This is a genomic window from Variovorax ureilyticus (assembly GCF_037889935.1).
Taxonomy (GTDB): Bacteria; Pseudomonadota; Gammaproteobacteria; order Burkholderiales; family Burkholderiaceae_C; genus Variovorax; species Variovorax ureilyticus.
Map to the genome: position 1 here is coordinate 145262 of NZ_JBBKZU010000011.1, position 21981 is coordinate 167242.

A 21981-nucleotide genomic window follows, 5' to 3' on the forward strand; every position below is an offset into this window, starting at 1 on the left:
GAGGGCCGGCGTATGCATGCCAGCGTCCTGAAATACTTCATCGAGGTGGCGGCCTGCGGTTCGGTGCGCAAGGCGTCCGAGCGGCTCTACGTGGCGGCCAGTGCGGTCAACCGGCAGATCCACAAGCTGGAGGACGAGCTGGGCGTCGAGCTGTTCGACCGCATGCCCAACGGCCTCAGGCTGAACCCGGCCGGCGAGCGGCTGCTCAAGCACGCGCAGGAAACGCTGCACCAGTTCCAGGTGATGCGCACCGAACTCGATGCGCTCAAGGGCGAGCGCACCGGCCACGTCAAGGTGGCGGCCATGGATTCGTTCTTCGAGGAATTGCTGCCCTCGGCGGTGGAGGAGTTCCTGCAGCTCTTTCCCGCCGTCACGTACACCATCACCTCCACCCAGCCCATGGAAGTGGCCCAGATGGTCATGGCCGGGCAGGCCGACGTCGGACTGACCTTCCTGGGGCGGCTGCCCGGTGGCGTGCGGGCCATGAACGTGGCGCACCTGCCGATCGGCATCGTGATGCCGCCGGGACATCCGCTGGCGAGCTTCGACACCGTGTCGCTCAAGGAATGCACGAAGTATCCCTTCCTGCGCTCCAGCTCGCATCCGGTGATCAGCGCCGCGTCGTCGCCCGAGTTCGCCAGCTTCTGGGACGACATGGAACCGGCCGCCACCTGCAATTCCACGCCCTTGCTCAAGCGCCTGATCATGGGCGGCAAGGGCATCTCCTGCTTCTCCAAGATCGCCTTCATCGAGGAACTCAAGCGCGGGGAACTGCTTTGGCGGCCCTTCGAACTGGAGGCGCTCAACGGACTGAAGGTGGGCATCGTGGTGCCCACGCAGCGCGTGCTGCCGCACGTCACGCAGAACTTCGTCGGCCGCATGGCCCGGCGACTCACCCAACTGGAAGCCATCGCCGCGACGCTCTGAAGATGCCCGCCGTGGTGGCGATTCCTTCAACCTTCGAAAGAGTCTCACCATGAACGATCTGAAGAACAAGGCCGTCCTCATCACGGGCGCGAGCACCGGCATCGGCGCGGCGGTGGCGCGCGCCATGGGCCGGGCGGGTGCCCGCGTGGCGGTGCACTACCGCGGCAGCCGGGCGGAGGCCGAAGCCGTGGCGCGCGACATCCGGTCGGCCGGAGGCGAGGCGCTGCTCGTGCAGGCCGACGTGATGGACACGCACGCGGTCGACCGGATGGTGCAGGCGGTGCACGAGGCGTTCGGGCCCATCGACATCCTCGTCAACAACGCGGGCGGCTTCGTCAAGCGCTCGCCCATCGTGGAGGCGGACGACGACTACATCGACGCGGTGTTCCGCCTCAATGCGCGCTCGGTCGTGGCGGTGAGCCGGCGCGTGATCCCGCTGATGTCGGCGGGCGGCGGCGGGGCGATCATCAACGTGACCACGCAGGCGGCGCGCACCGGCGGCGGGCCGGGCGCGGGGCTCTATGCGGCCTGCAAGGGCTTCGTCTCGACGATCACGCGCACCATGGCCAAGGAACTGGTCAAGGACGGAATCCGCGTCAACGCGGTCGCGCCCGGGGTGATCGAGACGCCGTTCCACGACGGCCATTCCAGCCCCGAAGTGCTGAAGAACTTCGCGAGTGCCATCCCGATGGGGCGGCTGGGCACCGCCGAGGAATGCGTCGGCGCCTTCATGTTCCTCGCGAGCGCGCAAGCCAGCGGCTACGTCACCGGGCAGATCATCGAGGTCAACGGCGGGCAGGTCATGCCCTGAACGCGCGGCGGGCGGTCAGTGCGGCCGCCCCTTCGTCGCCTTCTTCTTCGCCGCGTCGAAAGCCGCGGCCACCACCGGCTTGGCCCACTGCGGCACCTGGTCGAGCGCGATATGCGAGACGATCTGCCCGCCTGCCATGTGCAGCACCAGCGTGGGTTGCGGCTTGACGCCGGCCTTCGGATCGCCGTCGATGCTGTTGTCGTAGACGCGCAGGCTGGCGAGGTGTGGCAGCAGTCGGATGAGATTCGCGCGGCTGCTCACGTAGCGCGCGCGAATCTTGTCTTCGGGGATGTCGTGGCCGCCGGCGATCACGCGTTCCTTCACGCGTTCGACGTGCTTTTCGGGCGACTCCAGCCCCGCGTACCAGACATGGACCTGCGCGCCCTTGCGCGCGCCGGCGAGCAGCATATCCGGCAGAGTCCGCGCGCCCAGCGTGGTTTCGAAAGCGAAATTGAGGCCGTCGGCCAGCGCACGTTCGAGGCCAGCGCGGCCCATTTCCCAGGCCTGCGCGTTGGCTGATTCCTGCGTGAGCGTGGGGTTGGAATCCAGCAGCGTGCGCGCCGCGAGATCGGGATTGAAGTAGGTCACCTTGCGTGCCTGGAGCGCTGCGCCGCCGATGCTGCTCTTGCCGGCTCCGTTGACGCCCGCGAGAACGAAGATGCGCGCGGCCATCAGTGGGGGATCACCTCTTGGCGGACTTGCTGCCGCCCGCGGCGCGGACCGCCGCCTTGCCCAACTCGGCTGGGGTCATCGCGAAGGCGTCTTCCATTGCCTCGGCGGCCTCGTCGCCCTGCATGCGGGCGAACATGTCGTCGAACTGCCGGGTGAGCGCATCCAGATCGGGTTCGGCCGCCTGTTCGAGCGCCAGATAGCGGTCGATCGACATCAGCACCATGGCCGGCTCGTCGTGGCGGGTGACGACCACGGCGCCGTGCGTCATGACGGCGCTGGTGACCTTTTGCATCCCCGCGACCAGGTTGGTGGCCGAGACGGCCGGCAGACCGCGCGTGAATCGGTCGATGGCTTCGGGACGCGAAATGCTGGGACTGGACATGGCGGGCTCCGGTGGATCTCCAATACGGCCATTTTGCCAAATTTGGTCATTTTGGCCGATTTGGGGATTTTAGCCATTTCGCCCGTTTTGGGCAGGACAGCTCCGCCTCAAGCACGCAGCGGCAGCGCGACCCCGATCGCCACGAACACGCCGCCGCACGCCTGGTTGAAGCGCCGCCCGACCTTGCGCAGCCACGGGCTGATCCGGTGGGCCATGCTGGCGATCAGCAGCTCCGTGGCGATCTCGATCGCCGCGAAGGTCCCGGCCATGACGAGGAACTGCATCCACAGGCTGCGCGCCGGGTCGATGAACTGCGGCAGGAAGGCCGCGAAGAAGAGGATCCCCTTCGGATTGGTCAGCGCCGACAGCGCACCCTGTCCGAACATCGACCGGCCCGAGCGCGACTGCGCCGGCGCGCTGGCCTCGATGCCGATCGGCGGCGCGCGCCACACCTGGATGCCGAGCCAGACGAGGTAGGCCCCGCCCAGCCACTTCATGACCGTGAGCCACGTGAGCGACGCCTTGAGCAGCGCGCCGATGCCGAACATCGACAGCGCGATCACTATCACGAAGCCCAGCGCGCCTCCGGAGATGGTGAAGAGCGTCTTGCGGCGCCCGTGCAGCGCGCCATGCGTCAGCGCCAGCAGGCCGTTGGGGCCCGGAGACAGCGACAGCCCGATCGCTGCTGCCAGGTAGATGAGCCAAGTGTGGAGATTCATGGATCCGGATGCTCGGGCGTGCCGCTGCGGGGGTCAAGCGTGAACTCTTCGATGACACGAACGCGGCGGACCACAAGCTCGTCGATCTCCAGCCGCCGGATCCGGGCCCGGCCCACGGCGAGCCGGCCGATGGCCAGCGCACCGATCGCCAGGGCACTGACGGCCACGGCGCCGATTGCGATGGAGCCCAGTGCAGCGGTTCCGATGGCGTGCGCACCGGTCGCGGTGGCTGGCGTCGTCCGGACCCGTAGGGACTTCGAGTGCATCCATTTCATCGCGCGCTCAGCCCTTGCGCTGTGCGGACTCGTACACATGCGGACGCGTCAGCACCTCGTGGCGCAATGCTTCGTTGAGCGCCTCTTCGGTCATCAGCTTGCGCCCCAGCACCACTTCGCGCACGTTCGTCCCGTTGGCGAAGGCCTCGGCGGCAACCTCGGTCGCTTCCTTGTAGCCGATGATCGGATTGAGCGCCGTGACAAGTGCGATCGAGCGCTCGATACTTTCCTCGAGCTTCGCCGGGTTGGCGGTGATGCCCTTCACGCAGAGATCGGCCAGTGTCATGCACGCATTGGTCACGTGCTTGAAGCTGCGGAACAGCGCGTTGGCGATGATCGGCTCGAAGGCGTTGAGCTGGAGCTGTCCGGCCTCGGCCGCGAAGGTCACGGTGACGTCGTTGCCGAATACTTCGAAGGCCACCTGGTTCACCACTTCGGGGATCACCGGATTCACCTTGCCCGGCATGATCGACGAGCCGGCCTGCATCGGCGGCAGGTTGATCTCGCCGAAGCCGGCGCGCGGGCCGCTCGACAGCAGGCGCAGGTCGTTGCAGGTCTTCGACAGCTTCACCGCGATGCGCTTGAGCACGCCCGACAGCTGCACGAACGCGCCGCAGTCCTGCGTGGCTTCGATCAGGTTCGGTGCCGTGGAGAGATCCAGCCCCGTGATGTCGCAGAGCGCGGCCAGCGCCTTGCCGGCGTAGTCGGGGTGCGCCGTGATCCCGGTGCCGATCGCGGTCGCGCCGAGGTTGATCTCGCGGATCAGCGCCGAGGCTTCGGTCAGCCGCGCGATGTCTTCCTCGATCATCACCGCGTAGGTCGAGAACTCCTGGCCGAGCGTCATGGGCACTGCGTCCTGCAACTGCGTGCGGCCGATCTTCAGCAGGTCCGCGAACTCCTCGGCCTTCGCGGCAAACGCGGTGCGCAGGTATTCCATGGCCTTGAGCAGCCGCTCGATCGCGAAGCAGGTCGCGATGCGGATCGCGGTCGGGTACACGTCGTTGGTGCTCTGCGCCATGTTGACGTGCTCGTTCGGATGCAGGTACTGGTACTCGCCGCGCTGGTGGCCGAGGATCTCGAGCGCGCGGTTGCAGATCACCTCGTTCGCGTTCATGTTGGTGGAAGTGCCCGCGCCGCCCTGGATCACGTCGACCACGAACTGGTCGTGCAGCGAGCCACGCCGGATCTCGCGGCATGCGGCGACGATCGCATCGCGCAGGGCGGGCTCCAGCAGGCCCAGTTCGGTGTTGGCTTCCGCGGCTGCCTGCTTGACCGAGGCCAGCGCGCCGATCAAGTCGGGATAGGCCGAGATGGTGGTGCCGGTGATCTGGAAGTTCTCCTTGGCCCGCAGTGTGTGGACGCCGTAGTAGGCGTCGTCCGGGACCTCGCGGTCGCCGAGCAGGTCGTGTTCGATCCGTACGTTGCTCATGTCTCCTCCTGGTTTCGCGGATGGAAAGAAGCGGAATGCGTTCGAGACCGCAGCCATCGTAGCGCGCGGCGTGCGCGCTGGCCAATGCCTCTTCTTCCGCTCAGGAGCTGCGTTCGGCGAGGTAGTGCCGTGTGACCACGGCCTCGCCTTCCACCTGGAAGGCGCGGGCGGCTGCTTCGAGTTCCGTGCTCGCCACGGTGGCACGCGAGCGCTGGCGCAGGTAGTCGGCCCAGGAAGTGACGATGAAGCGCTCGACGTAGCGCGTCGGATCGCCGAGGTCGCGATAGATGCGCCAGAAGGTCGCGCCATCGCGCCGGCGCGGCACCGCCAGCAGCCGAACCGCATCGAGGAATCGGGAGGCATCGGCTTCGCGGATGCAATAGACCACTTCGACCGCGACGGGGCCGGCTTCGAACTCCGGCTCGCTCGCGAGCGAGAAGTCGTCGGATTGCGCAACCTGCGTGACCTCGTCGTCCGCGCCCATGCGCAGCGGATAGGGCCTGGCGAGCGCCACGCTCGCGAGCATGCCGGCGGCGGCAAGGCACAGCGCCGCCGTCAGTCCCAGCAGGCTGGAGACCGCACCCCACAACGCCGAGCCGAGCGCGAAGGAGCCGAGCGAGCACAGCGTGTGCATCGACGCCGCCCTTGCGCGCACCCAGGGCGACGCGCTGGTCTGCGTGGCGGCGTTGAAGGTCGACATCATCGTCATCCACGCCGCACCGCCGATCACGAAGGTCACGTAGACGAGGAGGTGCCACGTCACCAGCGCTCCCACCAGCATGGCGGTGGCGAAGATCACGCAGCAGCCCGTCGCCAGGGTGTCGAGCCCGTAGCGCGACCGCATGCGCCCGACGAAGAAGCCTGCCGCGACCGCGCCGCTGCCCAGGCACGCCATCAGCAGGCCGAAGCCGGCTGCGCCGAGTTCGAGCCGCTGCTGCGCGATCACGGGCAGCAGCGCCCACAGGGCCGAGCCGAGGCCTGCGTAGGCGGCGGTGCGCACGAGCTGCGCGAAGATCGCCGGCGAATGGCGCGCGTAGCGCAGCGCACTGAGCATGCCGCCCCAGAGCCGTTCCGCCGGCAGCTTCCCGACCGTGGGAGGCGCAGGGGGCCAGCGCCGGGTGGCGTAGCTCATGCCGATGGCGGTGAGCACCGCGATCGCGAACACCGCGCCGCCGCCGGTCCACGCGAAGATCAGCCCCGCGAGCGCCGGCCCGACCGCGCGTGCGCCGTTGAAGGACATCGAGATCAGCGTGATGGCCTGCGGCAATTGCCTGCGGCCCACCGCATCGCTGACCGCCGAGTTCCACGACGGCGATTGCAGTGCGGTGCAAACGCCGAGCAGGAAGGTGAAGAAGAGCAAGGTCGTCGGCCCGGCCCACCCTGCGAACGCGAGCGCGGTCAGCAGCAGGGCCGCGGCCGCGTAGATGCCCTGCACGCGCAGCATCAGCCTGCGGCGGTGCGTGGTGTCGGCCAGCACGCCCGCCGGCAGCGACAGCAGGAACATCGGAAGAAAGGATGCCGTCTGCACCAGCGCCGAGAGAAACGACGAGCCCGTGATTTCGATCATCAGCCACGAAGCGGCCATGTTCAGCATGGCGTTGCCGACGAAGAACAGGCTGCCGGCTGTCCAGAGCCCGCGAAAGGCCTCGGTCTTCAGGGGACTCCAGATGGATGGCGCGGACGTGGCGGTGGCAGCGGGTGTGTTCAAGCGCGGGAATCCATCGGCGGGCGTCGGCCATTATCGGCGTGCGCGGCCCGCGGCCGGAGTCGCCCGGCGGACAGCCGCATCAGGCCCGCTTGCGCAGGAACACGTGTGTCGCGCGCTCGCCCGGCACGCTGCGATGGCATTCGTAGCCGAGCGCATGCAGGTCGAGCCCCTGGAACAGGTTCTCGCCCGAGCCCATCAGTACCGGCCGCACCGCGAGATGCAGCTCGTCGATCAGCCCGGCCTGCAGGTACTGCCGGACGGTCGAAACGCCGCCGCCGAGCCGCACGTCGCGCCCGCCCGCCGCGGCCTTCGCTTGTTCGAGCGCGGCATGGATGCCTTCGGTGACGAAGCGGAACTCGGTGCCGCCTTTCATCGCGAGCGGCGGCCTCGGATGGTGGGTGAGGACGAAGACCGGCGTGTGATACGGCGGCTCGTCGCCCCACCAGCCTTTCCAGCTGTCGTCGGGCCAGGGGCCGCGCACCGGGCCGAACATGTTGCGCCCGAGGATCCATGCGCCGAGGTTCGAGAAGCCCTGTTCGGCCATCGTGTTGTCGATGCCGGTCTCGCCCCCGCCATCGCCGCCGCCGTGCATGGCATGGAACATGCGCGTGGGGAAGACCCACTCCATCAGCTCCGGCCCGCGAACGCCCAGCGGGTTCTTCAGGTCCTGGGCGGGGCCTGCGCCGAAGCCATCGAGCGAGACGGAGAAGCTTTGGACACGTAGTTTGGACATCGAGAGATTCTTGCAGGCACCTGCGCACGCCGCAACCGGTCCTTCGATCCGGTTGACATGGTTCATTGCGCGGCGACACCATGCGCGATCGTCAACGATCTGGAAGAGGCCCGACTTGTACGCATGTTCATCGCTCACGAGCGACACGGTCATACGGCGCGCCGTGTGCCTGTGCCATCGGCCGGAGGTCCATTCACTCACCAGCCGCATCAACGCGGAACTCACCCGCCGCGGTTTCGTCGCCGGCATGGCCGCGTCGGTCGCCGCGCTGGGCTTCCCATCGAAAGCGAAGGCGCAGACGCCGCCGCCACCGGCGACCCTGTTCACCAACGTTCGCCTGTTCGACGGCCGCTCCGCCAACCTGCGCGACGGCTTGCATGTGCTCGTCGAAGGCAACCGCATCAGGTCGATCGCGAGCGGCACGCCCGCGACGCCCGAGGGCGCACAGCGCATCGACTGCAAGGGCCGCGTGATGATGCCCGGCATGATCGACGCGCACTGGCACTCCCTGTTCGCGGCCATCCCGCTGCCGGTGCTGCTACAGGGCAATATCGGCTACATCCACCTCGTCGGGAGCGCCGAGGCCGAGCGCACGCTGTTGCGCGGCTTCACCACTGTGCGCGATCTCGGCGGCCCGGTGTTCGCGTTCAAGCAGGCGATCGACGAAGGGCTGATCCCCGGGCCGCGCATCTATCCCTGCGGCGCGATGATCACCGGCAGCGGCGGGCATGGCGACCTGCGTCCGCTCTCGGACGTGCCGCGCACGCCGGGCGTTCCGAGCTTCACCGAGCGGACCGGCGCGGCCGCGATCGTCGACGGCCCCGACGAGATCCGCCTGCGTGTGCGCGAGCAGCTCACGCAGGGCGCATCGCAGGTCAAGATCGTGGGCGGCGGCGGCGTCTCGTCGCCGCGTACCCCGCTGGACCTGACGACCCTGAGCGAGGCCGAGGTGCGCGCAGCCGCCGAAGTCGCCAGGGACTGGAACACCTACATCACGGTGCACGCCTACGCGTCGAACACGGTGCAGCGTGCGATCAACGCGGGCGCCGGTTGTGTCGAACACGCACACCTGATGGACGACGCGACTGCCAGGCTGATGGCCGACAAGGGCGTCTGGCTCAGCACGCAGCCCTTCCTGTCCGACGAGGACACCGGACGGTTGACCGGCCAAGGCGCCATCTCCGCGCAGCAGGTCTTCGGGGCCACGGACGGCCTCTACAAGCTCGCGAAGAAGTACAGGATCAAGACCGCCTTCGGCTCCGACATGCTGTTCTCAGCCGCGCTGGCGCAGCGGCAGGGCATCATGCTGAACCACCTCACGCGTTGGTATTCGAACAGCGAGGTTCTCGCGATGGCGACGTCCACCAATGCGCAATTGATGGCCCTTTCGGGCCCGCGCAATCCCTATCCGGGCAAGCTCGGCGTGCTGGAAGAGGGCGCCTATGCGGACCTGCTGCTCGTCGATGGCAATCCGCTGGACAACCTTGCCTTGCTCGCCACGCCGGAGACGAGCCTCGTGGTCATCATGAAGGACGGCAAGGTGCACAAGAACACCCTGAAGGGCTGATCGAACTCAGCGGGACTTGCCGCGCCCGCTTTTCTTGCCGGTGTCGGCGCCTTGCGCGCTCGCGCCGGCAGGGCCACGCGCGTCGGCGTCGGCTAGCCACAGGAGCCCGTCGACATACGACATGAACTTGTTGAGGTATTCCGGCGACAGGTCCCGCATCAGCGTGAGTGCGCGGTGCACGAGGTGATGAGAGTTGAGCGGCCCCGCGTTCTCCGGCACCTTGGCCTGCGATTGATGGAGCCGGCGATCGGCGCTCAGGCGCGACCAGGTGCTCTTGAAGTAGCTGAGTGTCTTCAGTTCGCCCGAAGGAACGGGCGAGGGTGCGGAACCGATGGCGGAGGGCAATGCCTGTTGGCCGATGTGCTCCACGAGCTGCGCGAGCGCACTGCTTTCAGGCACTGGCGCGTGGTCCGGCGCGGTGACGGGTGTCTCGCGGGACTTCTGCAGCGCCTCGGCATACGCCGCCATGTGCGTCTGCAGCCGTTCGTCCAGCAGGCGGCGCGCAGCGCCCTCATACGCGGCTGCGCGACGCGCGAGCGCCTCGATGAAGTGGAAGCGCACCGGATCGAAGCGGTGGTCGCCGCGTTGGCGCCAGGCCTCGATGGCGGCGTCGATGCGGTCCGCTGCCTCGTTACTCACGACGTCCCGCGATATTGTTGGAAGGCCGCGGTGTGGGCGCCATCTCCACGCGGCGGTTGCGTGCGCGACCTTCCGCATCGGCGTTGGACGCCACCGCCTGCTCGGACCCGAAGGCTGCGGCGAACACCGACGACGACGGCAGCCCTTCCTCGATGAGCGTGCGCGTCACCGTCAATGCGCGCTGCGCCGAGAGCTCCCAGTTGTCCGCGAACTGCTTGCTGCCGCCGCGCACCTGGCGGTCGTCGGTGAAGCCGCTGACCATCAGGATCTCGTCGCGCGCGCGCAGGTAGGCGGCCAGCGGCCCGGCCAGGCTTCTGAGCAACTGGCGGCCTTCGGGCTGCAGGTCGGCGGAGCTGACTGCGAACAGCACGCTGCCGCTGATGCCGATGCGGCCGTTCTTCAGCGTCACGCGGCCGGCGGCGAGCGGGCCTTCGAGGGCTTTCTCGAGCGCTTCGCGGCGTTGCGCCTCGATGCGGCGCTTCTGCACCTCGTCCTGCAGTTTCGATGTGAGATCGAGCTGCATGCCGATCGCGCACACCAGGATCAGCACGAAGGCGCCGAGCAGGCCGGCCATCAGGTCGCCGAAGACCGCCCAGACCGGCACCTCCGGCTCGAGGCCGGCGTCGAGCTCGTCGTGCATCACGCCTCGCTGCCCGCGGTGGCCTGGCGGTTCGCGATCTGCTGGAGGTCCTCGACCACCTGCTTCTGCGACATGATGCTCAGGTCGATCACCTCGCGCGCCTGCGCGACGTAGTAGGCGAGCTGCTCGTCGCTGCGTGCGATGGACTTGCCGAGCGCGGCCTCGATGCGCTGCAGATGGCCGACCAGCTTGTCGTTCGACTCGCTGAAGAGGCCGACCGCATGGCCGAAAGCCTCGCCGAGGCTCGCCACCTCGACCGCGCTTCCGGTGAGCTGCGCGGCGACCTCGCCCATCTTGCCGGTCTCGGTTTCGAGCTGTTCGGTGAAGCGGCTGCCGACGCGCTCCAGCAGGTCGGCCGAGGAAGCCACCAGCGCATCGATGGCGCCGCGCTGTTCGGTGGACGCATGGTTCACCGCGTCGAGCAGGGTCTTGAGCGTTTCGAGGATGTGGCTGCGCTCTTCCAGCATGGCGTTGTCGCGCGCCATGCTGTCGGAGAGCTTCTGGCGCAGCTCGGCCACCACCTCGGCCGCGGCCTTCGGCGCTTCCGATGCCGCTTGCAGCAGGCGGGCCGTTTCGGCGATGGCGTGGGTCGCATGTGCTTCGGACTGGGCGGCAATGTCGCGCGCGGTCTGCGCCATGGCTTCGCTGAGATGCTGCTGCTGCGTGGCGGCATGTTCGCCGGCTTGTTGCCATTCCTGTTGCAGCGAAGCCGCCATCGATTCGAGGGAATGGTTCCATGCCGACAGGCGCTGCTCATCGCGCGACGTCAGCTCGGCCTGAAGATTCGCGTGCGACTGGTCGATCTGGCCGAGCAGGGCTGCCGAGTGCTGTTCGAAGGTGGCGGCGGCCGCGGCGAGCGCCTGCTGCGTGTCGGCGGCGAGCTTCTCGCTCGTGCGTTCGTGCTGCGCCAGTGCGCCGCCCCAGGTATCGGAGACGCTGCCGACGGTGCTTTCCAGGCGCGCGGAGATGTCTCCGACCAGCGAGGCCGAACGCTGCTCGAAGGTCTCGGCGAACTGGCCGAGCGCGCCGCGCAGGTCGGTGGAGAGCGCCTCGTTCGTGCGCTGCTGCGTCGCGAGGGCGCTCTGCCAAGTGTCCGCGACATGCGCGGTCATCGTCTCGAAGCGGCCCGAGAGCCCTTCGAGCTGCAACTGCACGGCACTGGCAACCTTGTCGTGCAGCGAGGCGGTCTCGCGCGCGATGCCGGCCATCGTGGTTTCGACCACGGGCGCGATGGTGGCGCCCGCGATGCGTGCGCTCTCCGTGAGGCTGTGCTGGAGCGATTGGCCGACCGACGCGGCCAGACCGGCGTAGGCGGATTCGGCGCGTGCGTGGAAGTGATCCTGGCTGGCGGCGAGGCGTTCGCTGATCGCGACGCTCTGCTGCTCCATCGTCGTCATCACCGCGTGCAACTGGCGGACGAGATCGGGCATGACCTGCGCCTGCTGCTGCAGCAGCCTGAACGATTCCTCGCGCTGGTGCGCCAGCGAGTGCACGCGCAGGCTGGTCGCGATGCGTGTGTCGAGGAGTTGCCCGGCACGCAGCCGTTCGCGCCGGCACAGCGCCGAGGCAAGTCCCAGCATCGCCGATGCGGCCACGCCCGCGACCGAGGTGCCGAAGGCCAGTCCGAGGCCCTTCACCGGCGCGGAGAGCGATGCGCGCACCGCTTCGAGATCGGTCGCGCTGTCGAGCGCCATGCCGGTGCCCTTGAGCGTGACCACCATGCCCACGAAGGTGCCCAGCATGCCGAGCAGGACCAGGAGGCCCACGAGATAGGGCGTGAGCGACGGGCCGGGCAGGCCCACGCGCTCGCCCTCGACGCGCAGGCGCACCGCGCTGCGCAGCGAAGGGTGGAGGGTGTCGAGCCAGTCGGCAAGCCTTGGCGGCGCTTCATCGACGCGCGTGGTGGCCTGCACCAGCGAGGAAGTCGCCTGCTGGAAGCGATGCAGTTCCAGCGCGCCGATGGCGTAGAACGCGGCGATCAGCACGATGACCGCCAGCGCCAGCGCGTTCGAGCCGACATAGCCCAGGCCCACCCAGCCTACGGCCGCCAGGCCGGCCACGAGGACGGCATGAAGAAAAGATCTGTTCATGAATGCGGGGGTGTTACTTCATGCGAAGGGCATCGAGCAGCCCTTCGACGGGTTGAAATCGGAAGTCCAGTTCGGCGAGCAGCACCTCGCGCACGTCCCGGCGAAAGATGTCGAGCCACGCGCCGCTTGCACCGGTATCGGCATCCTGGCGCAGCCGCCCGAAGTGCTTTTCGAGCACCTTGGGCACGGTCGACAGCAGGGTGCGTTCGCGCGCGCCCAGCACCTGTTCCATCACGACGTCCACCGCGGCGAGCTTCGCCATGGCGGGCGACCGGGCCGCGAGCCGCGACCGCAGCTTGCCGCGCAACGCGCCGACGCCCGCTTCGATCGCCTGCTGGCGGGCCTGGTAGCGCTGCCGGTAGGGCGAGAAATCGACCTCCGCGTCTTGCGCTCGTTGTGGCGTCGCGAAGGCGCTGTCCTCGGCGATGGCCTTGGCGAGCGCGGATCGCACACGCTGGCATTCGCCTTCTTCGGCATCGGAGGGGGCTTTTGCACGGGATGCACGGGATGCACCGGTGGCACCGGTGGCACCGGTGGCACCGGCCACGGGCAAGCCGTCAAGCGCGGCGGACAGCGAGATGGCGTCCGTCCAGCTGAACCATTGGCTCAACCGGTCCGACGTGGAAGCGCCGGATTCGCGAACATCGGGGCCGGCCAATCGATCGAGCAAGCGAATGAGCGCCGAGCCGGTCAAACTCCTGCGCATTGACACCTGCACCATACCGCCAGCTGGAAAACCCAGCAGTCTAACTGATGAGGGCCTCCGAGCCGCTCCGGCAGGGCGGGGCGACGGTAAGCAGCTGCAACGCCGCGCTCAATCGAGCCATTGCAGCCCGTTGACGGCGATGTCGTAGCGGGCGCTTTCCTGGGGCGTCATGGCGGCCTCCAGTTGCGAAAGCTCGAGGCGCTCGTCGTCGTGCGACACCCACTCGAACAGGTGCGACGGCGGCATGTCGGACACCTCGTCCTCGTCGCTCCAGGCCTGCAGGCGCGTGGGCGCGCTTTCGAGGAGCAGGCGCAGGAACAAGGCGCGTTCCAGCCGCACCTGGGCGCGCTCTTCGACATTCATCGCCTTGACGAGCTGGTCGATGCGTTCCTGATAGAGGGTCATCCGCAGCCACAGCTCGTCGCACGACAGGTCGGGGTAGTGCCACAGCTTGGGCGACAGGCGTTTGCATCCGAACTGGATGCGCGAGCAGGCCAGCGCCTGCAGAAGCCGAAGGACCAGTTGGTGCGAACGCGCGCTCATCGTGAGCGCATCAGAGCCCAGGCGCAAGGTATCCGGCGTAGGACGATTCGCCGTCCTGGAGCGGGGCTGCTTCTACGGGCGGCCCGTGCGCAGTGCGCGATGGGCGAGCAGGAAGGTCGCGGCGTTCCAGCTCTGTCCGGCCATGCCCATCGGCTCGAGGGTTCGCCCGTGGAACCATTCGGTGAAGCGCCAGTCGCCGTGAGCGTTCGCACGCGCGAGCCGGGCGAGCGCGTGCCAGGCCTGCTCGCGCAGGCCAAGCCGCGCCAGTGCGAGCACCCAGTAGCCGCCCACGAAGGGCCAGATGCCGCCGTTGTGGTACTGGTGCATGAGGTTCTGCTGGTGGCGCGCCATGTACGGCCGCCACAGCGCATGCTGGCGCGTGAGCGGATGCAGCACCACGCGCACCGGCCACGGCTCGCCTGCCTGCGCCGCCGCGATGGTATTGACGATGCGGTGCGACATCGCGTCGTCGGCGAGGCCGCTGTGCATCGCGAGCAAGTTGCCGAACACGTCGCCCTCGTCGCCGACCACCGAGAGATTGACGAAGCTCAGGTACATCCCCGGATCGCGCCGCCCGCGCCGCGCGTAGTGCCCGAGCAGCCGCGCGCGGTGGTATTCGGGCAGGTCGCGCTGGAAGGGGTTGAAGAGATGGTTGAAGTGGTAGTGCGTCTCCTCGGCCTGTGCAAGCGCGAAGCGGCGCTTGACCTCGTACCACAGCGCATTGGTGTAGAGCACGTAGCCCGAGCGCGGCATGATGTCCGCCCAGTCGCTGGCCTCGTTCTGCTGCAGCAGCCGGAAATGCTGGTGCTCCTGCGCGAGCAGCCAGCCAATCGCGCGATCGACCCCGTCCTGCCAGTGCGAGGCACCGACGCTGCCGGCCTTGCGCACATGGTCCACCGCGATCAGCCACCACAGCGTGGCGTCGATGCAGCCGAGATACCAGAAGTCGGCGTCGAGTCCTTCCGGGTCGACGTACTTCGGAATCTGCCCGTTGGGCGCCTGCTGCGCGGCGAGTGCTTCCAGGCTCGCGACGGCGCCGCGCTCGAGCGAAGGGACGCCGCTGCCGCACATCGCCATCACGCAGATGGCCGCATCACGCCCGAAGATGCGCGTGTAGCGCCGAGCCATTGCCGCCTCGGTGCGACTGGCGGCGAGGATGCCGTGGGGCGTGAGGTTGCGTTCGAGCAGGCCCTGCGAGGCCTGCGAGCAGGTATCGACAAGGGCGAGGTCAGCGGGGGCGAGGTGGGTCATGGTCGGTCGCGTTGCCGACGACCACACCTATGGCGCCTGCAACATCAATGATTGTGACGAGGTTGGTCGCCGGCCACGCCGCGGTACTTCACGGCCAACTCCATGCAGGCTCCCGACGCGAGTTGCCCGACCGTCGCGCGATAGACCTCCTGCCACGGCGTCTGGCTCGGCCGGATCGACGGCGCGCCTTCTTCCTTGCGGCGCGCGATTTCTTCATCGGACACCAGCATGTTGCATTGCCCGGCGTTCAGGTCGATGCGGATGACGTCGCCCGTGCGCAGCCAGGCCAGCCCGCCGCCGATGGCGCTCTCGGGCGAGGCGTTGAGGATCGACGGGCTGTCCGAGGTCCCCGACTGCCGCCCGTCTCCCAGGGTCGGAAGACTGGTGATCCCGCGCTTGAGCAGCGCGTCGGGCGGCTGCATGTTCACGACTTCCGCGGACCCAGGCCAACCGACGGGGCCCGCACCGCGCACCACCAGGATGCAGTTCTCGTCGATGGCGAGCGCAGGGTCGTTGATGCGCGCGTGATAGTCGTCCGAATCTTCGAAGACGATCGCACGGCACTCGAACTGGCCTTCCGCGCCCGGACGGCTCAGGTAGCGCTCCTTGAACTCGGCGGAGATCACGCTCGTCTTCATGATCGCGAAGTCGAACAGGTTGCCGCCGAGAACGAGAAACCCGGCGCGTTCCTTGAGCGGATGCGCGAACTCGCGGATCACCTCCCGGTTCACGCTTTGCCGACCTTCGAGATTTCGTTCCATCGTCATGCCGGTGACCGTCGGGCGCCTGCTTCGCAGCAAGCCCGCCTGCTGGAGTTCCCACATCACCGCCGGAACGCCGCCTGCGCGATGAAAGGCCTCGCCCAGGTACTTGCCGGCCGGCTGCATGTTCAGCAGCAGCGGCACATCGAACCCGAACTCGGTCCAGTCGCTCGGACGCAGGTCCACGCCGGCATGCCGAGCCATGGCCATGAGATGGGGCTGCGCGTTGGTGGACCCGCCGATCGCCGCGTTGACGACGATCGCATCGAGGAACGCGTCCCGCGTGAGGATCGACGAGGGCCGCCGGTCCTCGAAGGCCAGCTCGACGATGCGGCGACCGGTCTCGTAGGCGATCTGTCCGCGCTCACGGTAGGGCGCGGGAATCGCGGCGCAGCCGGTCAGCGACAGGCCCAGCGCTTCCGCGAGCGCATTCATGGTCGAGGCCGTCCCCATGGTGTTGCAGTGCCCCACCGAAGGCGCCGATGCGGTGGCGATGTCCATGAACTTCGCTTCGTCGATCTGGCCGGCCGCCAGGAGTTTGCGGCTCTTCCAGATGGCGGCCCCGGAGCCCACGAGTTCTCCTTCGAACCAGCCGTCCAGCATGGGGCCGCCGGACAGAACGATCGTAGGAATGTCCACGGTCGCCGCGGCCATCACCTGCGATGGCGTCGACTTGTCGCAACCGGTCGTCAGCACGACCGCATCGATCGGGTAGCCGTGCAGGATCTCGACCAGCGCCATGTAGGCCAGGTTGCGGTCGATGGCCGCCGTCGGCCGCCTGCAGTTCTCGAAGGTCGGATGCACCGGGAATTCCATCGGGATGCCCCCGGCGTCGCGGATGCCGTCGCGCACGCGCCTGGCCAGTTCCAGATGGACGCGGTTGCACGGATTCAGGTCGCTTCCGGATTGCGCGATCCCGATGATGGGTTTGCCCGATCGCAATTCCGCCGGCGTGATGCCGTAGTTCATGAAGCGCTCCAGATAGAGCGCCGTCATGTCGATGTGATCCGGATTGGCAAACCAGTCCTGCGAGCGGAACCGCCGGGCGGTGCGAGTGGCTTCGGTCATGCGCCGTGCCAGCCTGCGTCGACGAAGTATTCGCGGCCGGAGCAACGGGCCGCATCGTCGGATGCGAGAAAGAGGGCCATCGCCGCGACGTGCGCAGGGTCGATGCGTTGCGGCAGGCATTGCGCGGCGATCACCTTCGCTTCGCTCTCGGGCGTTTGCCACAGTTGCATCTGCCGCGGCGTTCGCACCGCGCCCGGGACGATGCAGTTCACCCGGATGTCGAACCGGCCCAGGTCGCGCGCCAATCCCTTGGTCAGGCCTTCGATGCCCGCCTTCGCCGTCATGTAGATCGACAGGCTGGGCAGCGCGAGGTGCCAGGAAATGGAGCCGAGGTTCAGGATCACGCCGCCGCCCGCTGCCCGCATGCCGCCCGAGACGGCTTGTGCGCAGAAGAACTGGTGCCTCAGGTTGACCGCGATCCGCTGGTCCCAGTAGTCCGCGGTGACGGCGTCGACCTCGTGTCGATCGTCGTTGGCCGCGTTGTTGATGAGGACGCCGATCGGCCCTCCCGATTCCTCGATGGCGGCGAAGGTTGCCTGCACCGCCTGGATGTCCGTCAGGTCGCACCGGTGGAAGACGGGCGCGTGCGCGGCATCGCGCAGGCTCGCCTGAAGGGCACGGCCTTCCTCGTTGGCAATATCCAGAAAGAAGACCTTGGCGCCTTGCCGGGCGAAGGCCTCGACCATGGCAGCGCCGATGCCGGAGGCCCCGCCCGTGACGATGACGCGCTTGCCGGAAAGGCTCGGATAGATGGCAGACATTGATGGGTCCTTGTGTTGATCGGGCCGGCCTCAGGAAGCGGCGATGCCGCGGGAGGAGAGATTCCGGTAAAGCGCCCGCACGCCGAAGGTCCAGGGCGCGATGGCATCGGAGCGTTGCACGCGATTGACCAGCGCGCCCAGCGACGGCGTGCTGATCGTCACGCGGTCGCCGAGGCGGTGCGTGAAGCCCTTGCCTTCGGCGCCCCGGTTCTGGATCGGGGAGAACATCGTGCCGAGGAAGAGGAAGAAGCCGTCCGGATACTGGTGGTGCGCGCCGCAGGTCTGGCGCACCAGATCTTCGGGATCGCGGCTGATCTCCGCCATGCGGCTGGATCCTTCGAGCCTGAAGCCGTCTTCCTGCCCTTCGATGGTCAGGCTCACGGTGGACGAACGGATCGTGTCCAGCGTGAAGTCATCGTCGAACAGGCGCACGAACGGGCCGATCGCGCAGGAGCCGTTGTTGTCCTTGGCCTTGCCGAGCAGCAGGGCGCTGCGGCCTTCGATGTCGCGGAGATTGACATCGTTGCCCAGCGTGGCGCCGACGATCTGCGAGCGGCTGTTGACGGCCAGCACGATCTCGGGCTCGGGGTTGTTCCATGACGAGCTCGGGTGCAATCCGACGTCCGCGCCGAATCCGACCGCCGACATGGGCTGTGCCTTGGAGAACACTTCGGCATCCGGGCCGATGCCGACTTCCATGTACTGCGACCACGTGCCCTGGCGGATGAGTTCGCGCTTGAGCGCTTCGGCCTCGGGCGAACCGGGGCGGATGGCCGACAGGTCCGATCCGATCGTGCGCTGGAGCTCGTGCCGGATCTGTGCGGCCCTGGACGCATCGCCGCCGGCCTGCTCCTCGATGACCCGCTCCAGCAGGCTGACCGCGAAGGTGACGCCGCATGCCTTGATGGCCTGCAGGTCGCACGGAGCCAGGAGCCTGTCGGCGTCCGCCTCGCCCGAGGCCGTCATGGACCTCTCCAGCCAGCCGGCGACCTCGCCCAGGGGCTCCCCCGGGCAATTGCGGACGAATTCCAGCAGGTCGTCGCGCTCGAGAAGGTCGGACACCGTGGGCGCCGAGGCCGTGATGTCCAGCACCTGGCCCTTTCGAACCAGCACGACGCCAGGTCCGTTGACCGGGCCCGTGCGCCAGACGCGGCCGACGAGCAAGGCGCCGGAAGCGTCGGCGGGAAGAAACGATGAATGAAGGTTGGTTTGCATTGGGCGATCTAGAGGAGGGTTGCCGGGGAGAGCGGACGAATCTCGCAGCTGCTTTCCATGCGCCAGTTCTGTTCGAGCGTGCGCGTGCTGCCGGCGACATCGATCTCCGCACGCAGCCGGATGTCGGCGCTCGATGCACCGATGCCCAGCTCGAACCTGCCCGGCTCGACGATTCGCGCACCGGCCATGCCGGTGAAGGACAGCATGTCCACGGGTACGCGGAAGGTCACGCGGAGGACCTCGCCGACGTCCAGTACCACCCGGCCGAAGGCCTTCAACTCGCGCACGGGTCGCACGACGCTGGCCAGGCGATCGCGCACGTACAGCTGCGGGATCTCCGCGCCCTTTCGGGATCCCGTATTGGCGACGTCGAAGCTGATCACGATCTCGCCGTCTTCGATGGGGATGGGAGAAGCGGGCGCCTCCAGGTTGCGGTACTCGAAGCGCGTGTAGCCGAGGCCATGGCCGAAGGGATAGCGGCTGCCGAAGTGCAGGGCGATCGGCGTGCCTCCGCTCTTGAACTTGTGGTTGTAGTAGTACGGCATCGCGCCAACGCTGTGGGGCACCGAGACCGTCAGCCGGCCTGTGGCCTCGGCGCGGCCCGAGAGGACCTCGGCGATCGCGGTGCCGCCTTGCTGCCCGCCAGCGAATGCCATCACGAAGGCTGCGATGCGATCTTCGAGTCCGCCGAGGTTGTAGGGGCGGCCGCTGGTCAGCACGACCACGGTCGGCGTGCCGGTATCGACCACGGCATCGAGCAACTGCTGCTGCACGCCGGGCAGATCGAGCGAATCGGCATCCGACCCTTCCCCGACCGTGCCGGTCTGGAAAAGGCCTGCGAGGTCACCGACGAAGACGATGGCGACATCTGCATCGCGGGCGACGTCGACGGCCTCGGGAATCTGGTCGGTGCGAAGGGAAACGGGCGAGCTGGGCTGGATGCCCTCTGCGCGCACGTCGCCCGGGAACACGGGGGTGCCTTTCTTCCGGACTTCGATGATCGAACAGCCCTTCGCATAGCGCACGTTTTCCGCGCCGTGGATCGCCCGCAGGCCCTGCAGCGGCGTCACGACGTGACGGGTGTCTTCGACCTGGTCGTGCAGCACGACGTGGGCCGGGTAGCTGTAGCCGCTGAGCATCGCCAACGGATCGTCGGCCGTGGGGCCGATGACGGCAATGCGTGGAGTGCCTGCCGGACTGAGCGGCAGCAGGCCCCGGTTGTCCAGCACCACGATCGCCTGGCGCGCTGCTTCGAGGGCTGTCGCGACGGCTTCGGGCGTTCGCAGCGCGGGCGCCGCTGGCGGGTCTTCGAAAGTCTTCTCGAACAGTCCCAGTCGAAACTTCTCCGTGAGGACCCGCGAGACGATGCGATCGACGGTCGTCATCGAGATCAGGCCGCGCTCGATCGCCTCTGCGAGGTGCTGCGCGCAATCGTCCGCAGGCAACTCGACATCCAGTCCCGCATTGAATGCCAGGGCCGCGGCTTCGGCGGCATCCGCTGCCACCGCGTGGTGCCGGTAGAGCAGGCTCACCCCGACGTAGTCGGCCACCACCAGACCGTCGAAGCCCCATTGCTCGCGCAGCACCTCGGTCAGCAGGTGGCGCGAGCAGTGGGCCGGCTCGCCGTCGATGTCGTGGTAGGCCGGCATCACCGAGCCTGCGTTGGCCTGCTTCACGGCCATCTCGAAGGGAAGCAGGAAGGTGTCGTTCAACTCCCTCCAGCCGACGTGCACCGGCGCGTGGTTGCGTGCGCCCTCGCTGAACGAATGACCCGCATAGTGCTTCAGCGTCGCGAGCACGTCGCGCCGCGGGCCCTGGAGGCCGCGAACATAGCGGGTCGCCATGACGCCGACAAGATACGGGTCCTCGCCGAAGGTTTCTTCGGTGCGTCCCCACCGCACATCGCGCGAGACATCGAGAACGGGCGCCAGTCCCTGCTGGCATCCCAGCTCCCGGCATTCGAAGCCGATCTTCGCTGCGACCTCCTCGACGAGCGCGGGATTCCAGGTGGCGCCGAGGGCCAGCGGCGAGGGGAACAGCGTGCCGTCGCGGGTCATCATGCCTGCGAGGCACTCCTCGTGCGAGATCGCGGGGATGCCCAGGCGTGTCTCGTTGCGCAGATAGCGCTGCAATTTGTTGAGTGCGCGCAAGCCGCTGCCTGCCTCGACGCTGTGCGTGCCCAGCGGGCGGGTGATCTGTCCGATGCCGTGAGCCAGGCGGCGCAGCACCGAATCGGCGTCGCTGGCAACGACGAAAGCCTCGCCAGGGCGCACGCGATGTTCGCCGCTCTCGGAGAGGATCAGCCAGAAGGCATGCATCTGGGCGATCTTTTCCTCGAGCGTCATGCGACCGAGCAGGTCATCCACGCGCGCTGCCAGCGGCTGCGCGGGGTCCTTGTAGAGGGGGGTGGAAGAAGAAGTCATGGGTCAGCGTGCCGCCCAGAGCATTCCGCGCTCGAGGATCGTGCGCATCTGGGGCACCTGGAACTCGCTGGCGACATGGCCGAGCGCGCTGTAGAACACCCGGCCTTTTCCATGCCGACGCTTCCATGCCACCGGCATCACCACGCCATCGATCCACGGTGCGTGCTCGCCGGTGAATGTCGTCGTCGCCAGCACCTCGTTCGAGGGGTCGACGTGCATGTAGTACTGCTCCGAGCGATAGTCGAAGTCGCCAATGCCTTGCACCACGGGATCGTCAGGCCGGGCGATGTCGACGCGGAAGTCGATGACGTTGCCGGGATGCGCGACCCACTGGCCGCCCGTCATGAACTGGTAGTCGACCGCGTCGCGAAAGGCATCGCACATCCCGCCGTGAAAGCCCGCGAGGCCGACGCCTTCGCGCACCGCACCGGTCAGGCTGGCGAGTTCGTCCTTCTCGATCTTCGACATCGTGATGATCGGGACGATCAGGCTCAGGTCCGCGATGGCCGGGTCCGCGAAGGCCTTCGTCGAGGTTTCGACACGGACCTCGAAGCCGTGCCCCGTCAACATGTCCGAGACGATCTTGGCGCCCTGGTCGGGCTCGTGTCCCATCCAGCCGCCCCACACGATCATGGCTTCACGCATCGAGTTGCCTTTGTTC

The 21981-nt window shown here is 67.8% G+C and carries 21 protein-coding genes; 3 read left to right on the plus strand and 18 right to left on the minus strand.

The genetic code is table 11. The annotated features are described in order from the left end of the window. Window positions 1-12 precede the first annotated feature (12 nt). A complete protein-coding gene (locus WKW77_RS23690; protein ID WP_340359336.1) occupies window positions 13-927 on the plus strand; it encodes a LysR family transcriptional regulator in 915 nt (304 codons plus the stop codon). Window positions 928-976: 49 nt separating this feature from the next. Then, a complete protein-coding gene (locus WKW77_RS23695) occupies window positions 977-1738 on the plus strand; it encodes an SDR family NAD(P)-dependent oxidoreductase (RefSeq protein ID WP_340359337.1) in 762 nt (253 codons plus the stop codon). A 15-nt stretch (window positions 1739-1753) separates the two neighbouring features. Here the strand turns inward: WKW77_RS23695 and WKW77_RS23700 are convergent, their stop codons facing one another. The 7 genes from WKW77_RS23700 to WKW77_RS23730 all read right to left on the minus strand — a co-directional run bounded on the left by WKW77_RS23700 (window position 1754) and on the right by WKW77_RS23730 (window position 7656). Continuing rightward, window positions 1754-2410 carry an ATPase gene (locus WKW77_RS23700; RefSeq protein WP_340359338.1) on the minus strand — a complete coding sequence of 219 codons (657 nt, stop codon included), beginning with the start codon at window positions 2408-2410 and terminating at the stop codon, window positions 1754-1756. A 10-nt stretch (window positions 2411-2420) separates the two neighbouring features. Continuing rightward, the gene (locus tag WKW77_RS23705; protein WP_340359339.1) at window positions 2421-2792 is read right to left on the minus strand and encodes a hypothetical protein; all 372 of its coding nucleotides are present in this window, start codon (window positions 2790-2792) and stop codon (window positions 2421-2423) included. A gap of 107 nt (window positions 2793-2899) precedes the next feature. Further along, complete coding sequence (locus WKW77_RS23710; RefSeq protein WP_340359340.1) at window positions 2900-3511, minus strand: LysE family translocator; 612 nt, start codon at window positions 3509-3511, stop codon at window positions 2900-2902. Further along, window positions 3508-3786 carry a hypothetical protein gene (locus WKW77_RS23715; RefSeq protein WP_340359341.1) on the minus strand — a complete coding sequence of 93 codons (279 nt, stop codon included), beginning with the start codon at window positions 3784-3786 and terminating at the stop codon, window positions 3508-3510. Before WKW77_RS23715 ends, WKW77_RS23710 begins: the two co-directional genes overlap by 4 nt. A gap of 7 nt (window positions 3787-3793) precedes the next feature. Continuing rightward, a complete protein-coding gene (gene aspA / locus WKW77_RS23720) occupies window positions 3794-5215 on the minus strand; it encodes an aspartate ammonia-lyase (protein WP_340359342.1) in 1422 nt (473 codons plus the stop codon). A gap of 100 nt (window positions 5216-5315) precedes the next feature. Continuing rightward, window positions 5316-6923, minus strand: a complete 1608-nt coding sequence (locus tag WKW77_RS23725) for an MFS transporter (protein WP_340359343.1) — start codon at window positions 6921-6923, stop codon at window positions 5316-5318. 79 nt (window positions 6924-7002) lie between these two features. Then, window positions 7003-7656 carry a dihydrofolate reductase family protein gene (locus WKW77_RS23730; RefSeq protein WP_340359344.1) on the minus strand — a complete coding sequence of 218 codons (654 nt, stop codon included), beginning with the start codon at window positions 7654-7656 and terminating at the stop codon, window positions 7003-7005. Window positions 7657-7771: 115 nt separating this feature from the next. On the opposite strand from WKW77_RS23730, the gene WKW77_RS23735 reads away from it, so the two are divergent. After that, complete coding sequence (locus WKW77_RS23735) at window positions 7772-9223, plus strand: metal-dependent hydrolase family protein (protein ID WP_340359345.1); 1452 nt, start codon at window positions 7772-7774, stop codon at window positions 9221-9223. Between the two features lie 6 nt (window positions 9224-9229). Here the strand turns inward: WKW77_RS23735 and WKW77_RS23740 are convergent, their stop codons facing one another. The 11 genes from WKW77_RS23740 to WKW77_RS23790 all read right to left on the minus strand — a co-directional run bounded on the left by WKW77_RS23740 (window position 9230) and on the right by WKW77_RS23790 (window position 21965). Next, window positions 9230-9862, minus strand: a complete 633-nt coding sequence (locus tag WKW77_RS23740; RefSeq protein WP_340359346.1) for a DUF2894 domain-containing protein — start codon at window positions 9860-9862, stop codon at window positions 9230-9232. Then, window positions 9855-10502, minus strand: a complete 648-nt coding sequence (locus WKW77_RS23745; protein ID WP_093165865.1) for an OmpA family protein — start codon at window positions 10500-10502, stop codon at window positions 9855-9857. Before WKW77_RS23745 ends, WKW77_RS23740 begins: the two co-directional genes overlap by 8 nt. After that, window positions 10502-12592, minus strand: coding sequence for a DUF802 domain-containing protein (locus tag WKW77_RS23750; RefSeq protein ID WP_340359347.1), 2091 nt, complete (start codon window positions 12590-12592; stop codon window positions 10502-10504). Before WKW77_RS23750 ends, WKW77_RS23745 begins: the two co-directional genes overlap by 1 nt. A gap of 13 nt (window positions 12593-12605) precedes the next feature. Further along, window positions 12606-13313 carry a DUF3348 domain-containing protein gene (locus WKW77_RS23755; protein ID WP_340359348.1) on the minus strand — a complete coding sequence of 236 codons (708 nt, stop codon included), beginning with the start codon at window positions 13311-13313 and terminating at the stop codon, window positions 12606-12608. Window positions 13314-13406: 93 nt separating this feature from the next. Beyond that, window positions 13407-13841 (minus strand): hypothetical protein, encoded by a 435-nt coding sequence (locus WKW77_RS23760; RefSeq protein ID WP_340359349.1) that lies wholly within the window; start codon window positions 13839-13841, stop codon window positions 13407-13409. A 72-nt stretch (window positions 13842-13913) separates the two neighbouring features. After that, entirely contained in the window at window positions 13914-15092 is a 1179-nt protein-coding gene (locus WKW77_RS23765; RefSeq protein ID WP_340359350.1) for an amylo-alpha-1,6-glucosidase, read from the minus strand. Window positions 15093-15136: 44 nt separating this feature from the next. After that, window positions 15137-16921 (minus strand): IlvD/Edd family dehydratase, encoded by a 1785-nt coding sequence (locus WKW77_RS23770; RefSeq protein ID WP_340359351.1) that lies wholly within the window; start codon window positions 16919-16921, stop codon window positions 15137-15139. Beyond that, window positions 16918-17682, minus strand: coding sequence for a D-xylose 1-dehydrogenase (gene xylB / locus WKW77_RS23775; RefSeq protein WP_340359352.1), 765 nt, complete (start codon window positions 17680-17682; stop codon window positions 16918-16920). The genes WKW77_RS23770 and xylB overlap by 4 nt, the downstream gene beginning before the upstream one ends. A gap of 30 nt (window positions 17683-17712) precedes the next feature. After that, on the minus strand, window positions 17713-18897 hold the full coding sequence (locus tag WKW77_RS23780; protein WP_340359353.1) for a fumarylacetoacetate hydrolase family protein: 1185 nt from the start codon (window positions 18895-18897) through the stop codon (window positions 17713-17715). Window positions 18898-18905: 8 nt separating this feature from the next. Continuing rightward, window positions 18906-21320: a glycoside hydrolase family 3 N-terminal domain-containing protein gene (locus tag WKW77_RS23785; protein WP_340359354.1), complete on the minus strand. Its 2415-nt coding sequence runs from the start codon at window positions 21318-21320 to the stop codon at window positions 18906-18908. 3 nt (window positions 21321-21323) lie between these two features. Continuing rightward, window positions 21324-21965 carry a ThuA domain-containing protein gene (locus tag WKW77_RS23790; RefSeq protein ID WP_340359355.1) on the minus strand — a complete coding sequence of 214 codons (642 nt, stop codon included), beginning with the start codon at window positions 21963-21965 and terminating at the stop codon, window positions 21324-21326. Between the last annotated feature and the right edge of the window lie 16 nt (window positions 21966-21981).